Genomic DNA, 10,673 nt, shown 5'->3' with positions numbered 1-10,673 from the left:
CGGTTCGGGGGTCGGCGGCTGGGCCATACCCCCCTCACGTTCGAGGAACGGGCCGGGTGGAGGAGGGGGCGATGGAGCGACTGGGGACGGGCATCGGGTGGCGGCCGGAGATCGCGGACGCCGTGGAGCGGATGCCGGGGATCGACTGGGTCGAGGCGGTGGCCGAGAACCTCTGCCCCGGGCACCTGCCCGACTCGTTGCGGCGGCTGCGCGAGCGCGGCGTCACGGTGGTGCCGCACGGCGTCTCGCTGGGCCTCGGGGGCGCGGACCGGCCCGACGCGGGACGGCTGACCGCGCTGGCCGAACGCGCCGAGACGCTGGGCTCCCCGCTGGTCACCGAGCACATCGCGTTCGTACGGGCGGGTGGGCCGCTGACGGCGTCCCCGCACCTGGAGGCGGGCCATCTGCTGCCCGTCCCGCGGACCCGGGACGCCCTGGACGTCCTGTGCGAGAACGTAAGGATCGCGCAGGACGCGCTGCCGGTGCCGCTGGCCGTCGAGAACATCGCCGCGCTGGTCTGCTGGCCGGGCGAGGAGATGACGGAGGGACAGTTCCTCTACGACCTCGCCGACCGCACAGGCGTCCGCCTCCTCATCGACGTCGCCAACCTGCACACCAACCACGTCAACCGCGGCGAGGACCCGTCCAAGGCCCTCGCGGAGCTCCCGCTGGAGGCCATCGCCTACGTGCATGTCGCGGGGGGTGTCGAACGCGACGGCGTCTGGCACGACAGCCACGCCCACCCGGTTCCGCGGCCGGTCCTGGACATCCTCACGGATCTCGCCTCCCGCGTTTCGCCCCCGGGTGTCCTCCTGGAACGGGACGAGAACTTCCCGGAACCGGCGGAGCTGGAGAACGAGCTGGGCGCGATCCGCCGGGCGCTGGAGGCGGGCGCCGTCGAACGCGTGAAGACGCAGCTCCGCTCGGCCGCCGGCGCGACTGCCGCGCGGCGGACACGGCCCGAGGGCGTCAGGGCCGAGCTGCGCGGGGAGGCGGACGCCGGACGGCAGGAGCGGACCCGCGGCGACGGTGAACTGCTCGGGGCTGCCGCCCTCGCACGGCGTGAGGTGGCCCTGGGTGCCCGCGGCGAGGCGCCGGCCGGAGCGGCACGGCGGGGCGAAGAGACCGGGGCGGCCGGGGCGACACGGGGCGCCTTCGGCCCGCCCCACCCACAGGGCGTCGGCGAGGCCCGGCAGCGGCTCGGACTGGCGCAGGCGGCGCTGCTGTCGGCGCTGGTCGCGGGGACGCCCGTGCCGGAGGGGTTCGATCGGCCGCGGGTCGGTGTGCAGGCGCGGGCGCTCGCGGCCAAGCGGGCGGACGTCGTGGCGAAGGTCGCCCCCGAACTGCCGGTGATCCTCGGGGAGGAGTACCGCACGGCGTTCCTCGGTTACGCCCAGACCCACCCGATGACCGACGGCTACCGGCGCGACGCCCTCACCTTCGCCGAACACCTGCTGTCCACCGGGCGCCCCGGGGACACACGGGCGCGGCGGGAGCTGCGGGAGTGGTGGCTGGAGCGGTCGGGCCCGAAGCCGCGCTCCCGGCGGCCCGTCCACCGGTTCGCCCGTGCCACGCGCCGGGCGCTGTCCCGGCGTTGACGGCCGGGGGGCCCGGATTCCGGGCCCCTCGCTCCTGGTCTCACCCCTGCCCGGGAGGAGGCCCACCGGACATCGAGCCGGTCTTCTTCTCCGGCACGGCGTCGCCCGCTGGGGCGTCGCCACGGCCGTAGTGGTGCGTGGTGAACATGTAGAGCAGGCCCGTCCCCAGCACCACACCGCCGCACAGCAGGACGATCCAGTTCTCCCACCAGGACTTCTCCGGGGAGCGGGCCCAGCAGATGTTGACGATGGCGGCGATGCCGTAGACCAGCGCCGCGATGTTCACCGTGAGTCCCCAGCGGCCCAGGGTGAACTCCCCTGCCGGACGCCAGCCCTTGAGCCGGGCGCGCAGTGCGGCGAGGACCACCATCTGGAACGAGCCGTAGATGCCGAGGATCGCGAACGAGACGATGTTGGTGAGGGCGTCCTCGGAGAGCAGCGAGGCGAAGGCGATGGCCAGCGGCACCGCCGCGGACACGAACAGCGCCCAGCTCGGCACCGCACGGGCGTGGACGAACCGCCGTAGCAGCCGGTGTCCGACGATCATCTCGTCCCGGGCATAGGAGTAGATGAGCCGCCCGGCCGCGGCCTGGAGGCTGATCGTGCAGGACAGGAAGGAGATCAGCACCACGGCCATCACCATCCGCGCCCCGGCCTCGCCCATGGCGTCGTACAGCACGTCGACCACCGGGTCGGTCTGCTCGCCGGAGATGATCGCGTTGTAGTCCGTGACCGACAGCAGCAGCGACATGCAGGTGAACGTGGCCGCGGCGCCGCCGATGTAGATGGTGCGGCGCATCGCGCGGGGGATGACCCGGCCCGGGTGGGCGACCTCCTCGGCGGTGTCGCCGCACGCCTCGAAGCCGTAGTACTGGTAGAGGCCGATGATGGCGGCTGCCAGGAACGCCGGCAGGTAGGAGCCGTCTCCCTCGACGCCGTAGGTGTCGAAGATGACGCCGAGGCCGTGGTGACGGTGGGTGGCCAGCAGGTAGACGCCGACGACGAGGGCGCCGATGAGCTCGCCAGCGAAACCGATGAGCGCCGCCGTCGACAGTGCCTTGGTGCCCATGTAGTTGATGAGGATGGCGACGACGATGAGCACGGCGGTGCACAGCACGGTGGTGTGCACGGTGGCTCGGAAGCCGAAGAGGATGGCGATGTAGGGGCCGGCGCCGTAGGCGACGGAGGTGATGGTCACCAGCAGCGCCCACATGTACACCCAGCCGGTCATCCACGCCCAGCGCTTGCCCCACAGCCGCCGGGCCCAGGGGTAGACACCGCCCGCGATCGGGTACTGGGCGACGATCTCGCCGAAGATCAGCGCGACGAGGAACTGGCCGCAGCCGGCGATCAGGAACGCCCAGATCATCGGCGGTCCGCCGTCGGCGATCGCGATGCCGAAGAGGGTGTAGGTGCCCACCACCGGGGAGAGGTAGGTGAAGCCGAGGGCGAAGTTGGCCCAGGGGCTCATGTCCTTGCGGAACTCGGAGCCCGGCTCCCCCGAGGGGGCGCCGGACGCCGGTGCGGGAGGCTGCGTACCGGTCATCGTCGTGCCCCTCGTTCCGCTTTGATCAGGTCGGCGGCGCGTTCGGCGGCGAGCAGCACGGTCACCATCGGGTTGACGGTGGGCAACGTCGGGAACACCGACGCGTCGACGATCCGCACGCCCTCGAAGCCCCGCAGTCTCAGCTCGGGGTCGCAGACGGCCGCCGGGTCGTCCGCCGCGCCCATCCGGCAGGTGCCGGCCGGGTGGTAGACGGTGTGGGCCGCGCGGCGGCCGTACTCCGACAGGTCGGCGTCGGAGACGACGTCCGGACCGGGTGCGACCTCGCGGACGAGCCAGTCGCGCAGCGGGTCGGTCCTGGCGACCTCGCGGGCGACCTTGAGACCGTCCACGATGGTGCGTTCGTCGTGCCCCTCGGGATCGGTGAAGTACCGGAAGTCCAGGGCGGGATGATCGGCGGGGTTGTTGCTGCGCAGCCACATGCGGCCGGTGGAGCGGGCCCGCGGCACGTTCGGGGTCATGCACACGCCGTGCTGCGGTACGGGGTAACCCAGCCGTTCGGTGTTGACGGTGAACGGCACCTGGTAGAAGTGGAACATCAGGTCGGGGCGCGGCTGGCTCTTGTCGCGGCGCAGGAACAGACCGGCGTCGGAGTCCATCGCGGAGTTGGGCGGCAGCGGCCCCGCGGTCTCCCAGACGATCACGGACTCGGGGTGGTCCAGCAGGTTCTCCCCGACACCGGGCAGGTCGGCCCGTACCGCGATGTCCAGGGCGCGCAGATCGTCGGCCGGGCCGATGCCGGAGAGCAGCAGCAGGCGCGGGGTGTCGATGGCGCCCGCGCACAGCAGGAGTTCACGCTCGGCACGCACGGTGGCGGGTTCGCCGTCGGCGCCCCGGACGGCGACCCGGGTCAGCCGGCCCGACGCGTCGGGGATCACCCGGTGGGCCCAGGTCTCCAGCTTCAGCGTGAGGTTGGGCCGGTCGAGCACCGGGTGGAGGTAGGCGACGGACGCGGACTGGCGCAGGTTGCCCTCCGGCTGGTAGGCCAGCGAGAAGAACCCGGCGCCGTCGGGGAAGGGTTCGGCGTTGAAGTCCTCGATGACGGGGACGCCGAGGGCGCGGGAGGCGGCGGTGACGAAGTCCTTGGCGATGGGATTGCGGTCCGCCTCGGCCACGGGCACGATCCGGGTGAGCAGCCGGTCGCGGTAGGGCAGGATCGTCGCCGGGTCCCAGCCGGAGCAGCCGCGGCTCACCCAGTCGTCGAGGTCCTCCGGCAGCGGCAGGAAGCTGATCAGGGTGTTGTGCGAGGAGCAGCCGCCGAGCACCCGGGCCCGGGAGTGCAGGATGTGCGAGTTGCCGCGCGGCTGCTCGACGGTGGTGTAGCCGTAGTCGAACTCCGAGCCGAGCAGGTTGATCCAGTTGCGCAGGCGCAGGATGCGCTCGTCGCCGACATCGCTGGGGCCGCCCTCGATGACGCAGACGCGGCAGTCGGGGTCCTCGCTCAGCCGGGCGGCGAGCACACATCCGGCGGTGCCGCCGCCGACGATGACGTAGTCGTAGGCGGACTCCTCGCCGTGCGCGGGGATGCTGGCCATGCGGTGCCTTTCTTCGGTGGCGTCGTGAACGGGCGGACGGTGGGGTGCCGGTGGTCAGCCCTTGAACCAGCCGGAGGGGGCGGGGGCGAGGTTCTGGTAGATGTGCTTGGCCTCCTGGTACTCGCGCAGCCCCGTGGGGCCGAGCTCGCGTCCGACGCCGGAGCGGCCGAAGCCGCCCCATTCGGCCTGCGGTACGTAGGGGTGGAAGTCGTTGATCCATACGGTGCCGTGCCGCAGCCGCTGGGCGACGCGCTGGGCGCGGCTCGCGTCGGAGGTCCACAGGCCGCCGGCGAGGCCGTAGCGGGTGTCGTTGGCCAGTTCGACCGCCTCGTCCTCGGTGCGGAAGCGCTCGACGGTGACGACCGGGCCGAAGACCTCCTCCTGGACGATGCGCATGGACCGGTCGCAGTCGGCGAAGATCGTCGGCAGCAGGAAGAAGCCGTGGCTGAGGGCGGGGTCGTCGGGGCGGGTGCCTCCGGTGACGAGCCGGGCGCCCTCCTCCTTGGCGACGGCGATGTAGCCCTCGACCTTCTCGCGGTGCTCGGCGGAGCTGAGCGGGCCGGTCTCGGTGCCCTCCTCCAGACCGTTGCCGAGCCGGATCGCCCGGGCGCGCTCGGCGTAGGCCTCGACGAACCGGTCGTGCAGGGAGTCCTCGACGAGCAGGCGTGAACCGGCCGAGCAGACCTGCCCGGAGTGCAGGAAGGCGGCGTCCAGGGCGTAGTCGACGGCGGCGTCGAAGTCGGCGTCGGCGAAGACGATGTTGGGGTTCTTGCCGCCCAGTTCCAGGGCGATGTTCCGCGGTCCCTCGTCGGCGGCGGCGGCCATGATGGCCCGGCCGGTGTTCAGGCCGCCGGTGAAGGAGACCAGGTCGACATCGGGGTGGCGGGTCAGCGCCGCGCCCACGGTCGCCCCCGAGCCGAGCACGAGGTTGGCCACGCCGGGCGGGGCACCGGCCTCCTCGATGAGCCGGATCATGATGATGGTGGTGAGCGGGGTGATCTCGCTGGGCTTGAGGACGAAGGTGTTGCCGGCGGCCAGCGCCGGAGCGACCTTCCAGGAGGCCTGGAGCAGCGGGTAGTTCCACGGGGCGATGAGCGCGCACACGCCGACCGGCTGGTAGACGACGCGGCTGAGGACGTCCGGGCCGACGTCGACGACCCGGCCGCCGTCCTTGCCCGCGAGTTCGGCGTAGTAGCGGAAGGCGTTGGCCACGTCCTCCACATCGATCCGGGCCTCGGTGAGCGTCTTGCCGGTGTCCAGCGTCTCGGTGCGGGCGATGTCCTCGCGGTCGCGCAGCAGCAGGTCGTGGACGCGCATCAGCAGGTCGGCGCGGCGGCGGGTGGGGGCGCCCGCCCAGTCCTCCTCGGCGAAGGCGCGCCGTGCGGCGCGCACGGCGCGGTCGACGTCGGCGGCGTCGGCCTCGTCGACGCTGGTGACGACCGAGGCGTCGTAGGGGTTGACCACCTCGCGCCGGCCACCGGCCGCCGCCTGTGTCCACTCGCCGTCGATGTACAGCTCGCCCACCGCGGGGCCTCCTTCGCGTCCGGCCGGAGCCCGATCGGCTCGACGGTCAGCAACATGGCCCATCGGGCGGGCGGCGGCCACGGGGCACACCGCCACGACGGCGTCCGGGCGGCCCAGAGGACCCGGGTGGGCTAGTCGCCCGGCCCCGGGCGTGCGCGCGCGAGTGCGCCGGGGCTGACACCCGGATGACGCGCGAGGCATGCCGTGGAGGAATTCTTCCTCATTGCCCCGGTACGTCACTCACCTCGTGTCCCGCATTTGTCCCCGCTCACCCCCGAACCAACCATTCCTCCCCGTACGGCAGTTGACGTAGGCCCAGAAGTAACATGTCAACCCGGCACCCCGAGCGCACTGGCGTACGGTGCCGTATCAGGAGGCACCACCATGCGACCGCGACCCCCCGTCAAGGGCCGAGGCGTCTTCAGCGGCACCGGGCTCATCGTCACGTGCCTGGCCGCGACGCTCGCCGCGCTGGTCGTCCCGCTCTGGTCGTACACGGACCAGCCGGAGACCGCGCCGAACGTGCTGAGCGCGCAGACCCTGCGGACGAGCTACGGCCCGCTGTCCGCGCTCGACCAGGACTTCCTCACCAAGGTCCGGCTGGCCGGGCTGTGGGAGCTGCCCGCGGGGCGGCAGGCGCGGTCGAAGGGGACCACACCGGCCGTCCGGACGGCGGGCCGGCACCTCGTCGAGGGGCACCGGTTCCTGGACGAGCGGGTCCGCGACGTCGCGGACCGGCTCCACCTCGAGCTGCCGGACGAGCCGAACGAGCAGCAGAGGCAGTGGCTGGACCGGCTCGACCGGGCACAGGGCCCCGGGTACGACCGCGAGTTCGCCACCATCCTGCGGCTGGCGCACGGCAAGGTGTTCTCGGTCGTCGCCCAGGTCCGCGCGAGCACCCGCAACTCCCTGGTGCGCGAGCTCGCCGACGACGCCAACACAACCGTCCTCGACCACATCAAGGTCCTGGAGGCCACGGGTTACGTCGACTTCGACGCCGTGGCCCGCGATCTGGCCGGCGACGGCGCTCCCCCGGCCGCCGGCCCGGGGACGGTCGTGCCGCCGCCGTCGTCGCCCTCGCCGGACTACACGCTCCCGCCGCCCGCCTACAGCCCGCCACCGGACTGAAACGGAACGTCACATACCGACAACACTCCGTCCGGATTGTGAACGAGGCATGGTGCTTTCGGGACCGTGTCACATACAAACAACATATGCTCTGGGTTCTTTTCCTGCTGGCGGCCTGGGCCGTGGCCGGCACGGCGTGCACACGCCTGTGCCTGGCCGCCGTGCGCGCGGCGGCCGTGGACGCGGACACCGGCCGGGGGCGTGAACTCACGCTGTACGAGGCCGCGTTCCTCTCCGGCGGCCCCCGGCGGGTCGCCGACGTGACCCTGGTCGCCATGGCCCGCCAGCGCCGGCTGCTCCTGGCCCACACCGGCTGGGCGACGGTCGTCGACCCGCGCGGGCGGGACGAGATGGAGCAGTCGGTGATAGGGGCCATCGGCCCCGAGGGGCAGTCCCGTATCGCGCCGGTGCGGGCCACGGCCGCCGCGGCGGACCCGGTGCGCGGCATCGCCGAGGGGCTGGTGCGCGCGGGCCTCGCGGTGCCCGACAGTGCCCGCACTACGGTCGCCACGGCCGTGCAGCAGGTGCGTGTCGCGGCCGTCGCCGTCCTCGGGCTGGGCGTGGCCGCGCTGCTGACGCCGCTTCCGCCGGACATGCCCCGGCACCTGGTCGCCCTGTGGTTCGCGCTGCCGCTCGCCCTGACCCTGAGCTGCCTGGCGGTCGCCCGGGTCGAGATCCACCCCTACTCACGCTGGGCCTCCCCGGCCGGCCAGCGGCTGCTCGGCACGCTGACCCGCACCGCGGACGGCGCCGCCGACGACCGTACGTACCTCACCTCGGTGGCCGTGCGGGGCGTGCGCGCGATCGGCGAACCGGACCTGCGCGCCGCGTTCACACACCGCGAGTCGCACGACTGACCGACCGGGGGCGCGCGGGGGCATGGGGCCCGACACCGGCCGACGGTGCTTGCCTTCCCCTCCGCCCGAACGAAACATCCCTTTCGTCGCCACCGTGCACCGAAGGGATACCGATGAGAGCCGCCCTCCTCTATTCGGCCGCCGGGTCCTTGCTGCTGAGCGCCCTCACCGGGGCCCCGCACGCCGAGGACCGGACGGGCGCGGCCGAGCGGCGCGGCACCGCCGTCGCCGCCGTGCGCGCGAAGGCGGCCGGCGTCGACTTCGGCCCGTGCCCCGACGCGCAGGACCTGCCGGGCAGCATGCAGTGCGGCACGGTGAGCGTCCCGCTGGACTACGCCCGCCCGGACGGCCGCCAGATCGCACTCTCCGTCAGCAGGGCCCGGGCCACACAGAAGGACCCGCAAAACGACAAGCACAAGGTCCTCCGGCAGGGCGCCCTCGTCCACAACCCGGGCGGTCCCGGTGCCACCGGCCTGTACTTCCCGCTCATCGGCCTGCTCCCCGAGTGGAAGCGGATCGCCGCCGCCTACGACCTCGTCGGCTACGCCCCGCGCGGCGTCGGCCGTTCGGCACCGCTGTCGTGCAAGGACCCGAAACAGTTCTTCACCGGGCCCTCGCCGGCACCGGCCCACCCCACGGAGGCGTACAAGAGGGAGCGCGTCGCCAAGGCCGAGGCGTACGCGCGGGGCTGCGCCGAGCGCAACGGCGACGCGCTGCGGCACTACCACTCACTGAACAACGCCCGCGATCTCGACGTGCTGCGCGCCGCGCTCGGCGAGGAGCGGCTGACCTTCATGGGCTCGTCGTACGGCACCTACTTCGGTGCCCTGTACGCGACGCTGTTCCCCGGGCACGTACGGCGGATGGTGTTCGACTCGGTGGTCCACCCCGGCCCCGAGCGGATCTGGTACCGCAACAACCTCGCCCAGTCGGCGGCCTTCGAGGACCGCTGGCGGGACGTCCGGGAGTGGATCGCCCGGCACGACGACGTGTACGGGCTGGGCGCCACCGAGCGGGAGGTGCTGCGCAGTTACGAGCGGGCGAGCGCGAGGCTGGCCGCCGAGCCGGCGGGCGGGAAGGTCGGTCCGGGGCAGTTGCACGGGGCGTTCCTGCAGGCCGGCTACTACGACGACCAGTGGCCGCACCGCGCGCACGCGCTGTCGGCGTACCTCAAGGGTGACGCCGAGCCGCTGATCGAGCAGATGGAGCAGCACCCGGAAGCGGCCGTCGAGGCGGAGAACTCCCGCGCGGTCTACGTGGCCGTCGAGTGCAACGACGCCCCCTGGCCCACGGACTGGGAGGTGTGGGACCGGGACAACACCCGGCTCGCGCGGGTGGCGCCCTTCGAGACCTGGGACAACGTGTGGACGAACCTGCCGTGCGCCTACTGGCGGGTGCCGCGCCGGCGGCCGCTCGACGTCGGCACCGGGCCGGGCGAGCTGCCGCCGACCCTGATCCTGGCCGCCGAGCGGGACGCCGTCACGCCGTACGACGGCGCCCTCGAACTCCACGACCGTCTGGCGGGCTCGGTGCTGGTGACGGAGCGGGACGCCGGGGCCCACGGACTGGCGGGCGGACCGAACGCCTGCGTCAACGGGCACATGGAGGCGTATCTGCTGGAGGGCCGGCTGCCGGGACGCGGTGCGCAGTGCGCCCCGCACCCCGAGCCGAAGCCGACGGCCCCGGACCGGGCCGGGGCCGGGCGACGGATCCGCTGATCAGGCCAGAGAGGCGACCAGCTCGGCGATGTCCTTGCGGCGGCCCGTGTAGAACGGCACCTCCTCGCGGACGTGCATACGGGCCTCCGAGGCGCGCAGGTGACGCATGAGGTCGACGATGCGGTACAGCTCGTCGGCCTCGAAGGCGAGGATCCACTCGTAGTCGCCGAGGGAGAACGAGGCGACGGTGTTGGCGCGCACGTCCGGGTAGCCGCGGGCCATCTTGCCGTGGTCGGCGAGCATGCGGCGGCGGTCCTCGTCGGGCAGCAGGTACCAGTCGTAGGACCGCACGAAGGGGTAGACGCTCACGTAGTTGCGGGGCGTCTCGTCGGCGAGGAACGCCGGGATGTGCGAGCGGTTGAACTCGGCGGGGCGGTGCAGCGCCATGTTCGACCAGACGGGCTCCAGGGCGCGGCCCAGCTTCGTCCGGCGGAAGAGGTTGTACGCCTCCTGCAGCGCGTCGCTGGTCTCCGCGTGCCACCAGATCATGAGGTCGGCGTCGGCGCGCAGGCCCGAGACGTCGTAGGTGCCGCGGATGGTCACGTCCTTGGCGGCGAGCTGGTCGAACAGCTCCTGGACCTCGTCGGCGTACCCGGCGCGGTCCTCGGGGAGGACGTCCTTCAGCCTGAAGACGGACCAGAGCGTGTAGCGGATGACCTCGTTGAGGTCCTTGGCCAGCTTGCCCTTGTTCGCGATGCGGTCGGGCGCGGCGCTGGAGGCCGTGGTGGAGGCGTCGTCACTCATGCTTC

The 10,673-nt window shown here is 72.8% G+C and carries 8 protein-coding genes; 4 read left to right on the top strand and 4 right to left on the bottom strand.

What is annotated here, in order from left to right:
- Positions 1 to 71: 71 nt before the first annotated feature.
- Entirely contained in the window at positions 72 to 1,598 is a 1,527-nt protein-coding gene (locus K4G64_RS22565; RefSeq protein WP_221757838.1) for a DUF692 domain-containing protein, read from the top strand.
- A 40-nt stretch (positions 1,599 to 1,638) separates the two neighbouring features.
- Here K4G64_RS22565 and K4G64_RS22560 read toward each other — a convergent pair whose 3' ends face one another.
- The 3 genes from K4G64_RS22560 to K4G64_RS22550 are packed head-to-tail and all read right to left on the bottom strand — an operon-like array spanning position 1,639 to position 6,221.
- Positions 1,639 to 3,144, bottom strand: a complete 1,506-nt coding sequence (locus K4G64_RS22560) for an APC family permease (RefSeq protein WP_221757837.1) — start codon at positions 3,142 to 3,144, stop codon at positions 1,639 to 1,641.
- Entirely contained in the window at positions 3,141 to 4,697 is a 1,557-nt protein-coding gene (locus K4G64_RS22555) for a GMC family oxidoreductase (protein WP_221757836.1), read from the bottom strand. The genes K4G64_RS22560 and K4G64_RS22555 overlap by 4 nt, the downstream gene beginning before the upstream one ends.
- Positions 4,698 to 4,751: 54 nt before the next feature.
- Complete coding sequence (locus K4G64_RS22550) at positions 4,752 to 6,221, bottom strand: aldehyde dehydrogenase family protein (RefSeq protein ID WP_221757835.1); 1,470 nt, start codon at positions 6,219 to 6,221, stop codon at positions 4,752 to 4,754.
- A 384-nt stretch (positions 6,222 to 6,605) separates the two neighbouring features.
- On the opposite strand from K4G64_RS22550, the gene K4G64_RS22545 reads away from it, so the two are divergent.
- From K4G64_RS22545 to K4G64_RS22535, 3 genes are all read left to right on the top strand, one after another.
- Positions 6,606 to 7,349, top strand: coding sequence for a DUF4142 domain-containing protein (locus K4G64_RS22545; protein ID WP_221757834.1), 744 nt, complete (start codon positions 6,606 to 6,608; stop codon positions 7,347 to 7,349).
- An 86-nt stretch (positions 7,350 to 7,435) separates the two neighbouring features.
- Positions 7,436 to 8,206, top strand: coding sequence for a TIGR04222 domain-containing membrane protein (locus K4G64_RS22540; RefSeq protein WP_221757833.1), 771 nt, complete (start codon positions 7,436 to 7,438; stop codon positions 8,204 to 8,206).
- A gap of 113 nt (positions 8,207 to 8,319) precedes the next feature.
- Entirely contained in the window at positions 8,320 to 9,924 is a 1,605-nt protein-coding gene (locus K4G64_RS22535) for an alpha/beta hydrolase (protein ID WP_221757832.1), read from the top strand.
- Here the strand turns inward: K4G64_RS22535 and hemQ are convergent, their stop codons facing one another.
- A complete protein-coding gene (hemQ, locus tag K4G64_RS22530; RefSeq protein ID WP_221757831.1) occupies positions 9,925 to 10,668 on the bottom strand; it encodes a hydrogen peroxide-dependent heme synthase in 744 nt (247 codons plus the stop codon).
- Positions 10,669 to 10,673 lie beyond the last annotated feature (5 nt).

The organism is Streptomyces sp. WAC04114 (genome assembly GCF_019733245.1).
Lineage (GTDB): Bacteria > Actinomycetota > Actinomycetes > Streptomycetales > Streptomycetaceae > Streptomyces > Streptomyces massasporeus_A.
Note: the sequence above shows the minus strand (reverse complement) of the source record. Positions and strands in the feature narration are given on the sequence as shown.

What these genes read in the sequence shown, in the direction of transcription:
- K4G64_RS22565 (WP_221757838.1), top strand. Translation starts at nt 72, where the DNA reads ATGGAGCGACTGGGGACGGGCATCGGGTGGCGGCCGGAGATCGCGGAC.
- K4G64_RS22560 (WP_221757837.1), bottom strand. Translation starts at nt 3,144, where the DNA reads ATGACCGGTACGCAGCCTCCCGCACCGGCGTCCGGCGCCCCCTCGGGG.
- K4G64_RS22555 (WP_221757836.1), bottom strand. Translation starts at nt 4,697, where the DNA reads ATGGCCAGCATCCCCGCGCACGGCGAGGAGTCCGCCTACGACTACGTC.
- K4G64_RS22545 (WP_221757834.1), top strand. Translation starts at nt 6,606, where the DNA reads ATGCGACCGCGACCCCCCGTCAAGGGCCGAGGCGTCTTCAGCGGCACC.
- K4G64_RS22540 (WP_221757833.1), top strand. Translation starts at nt 7,436, where the DNA reads ATGCTCTGGGTTCTTTTCCTGCTGGCGGCCTGGGCCGTGGCCGGCACG.
- K4G64_RS22535 (WP_221757832.1), top strand. Translation starts at nt 8,320, where the DNA reads ATGAGAGCCGCCCTCCTCTATTCGGCCGCCGGGTCCTTGCTGCTGAGC.
- hemQ (WP_221757831.1), bottom strand. Translation starts at nt 10,668, where the DNA reads ATGAGTGACGACGCCTCCACCACGGCCTCCAGCGCCGCGCCCGACCGC.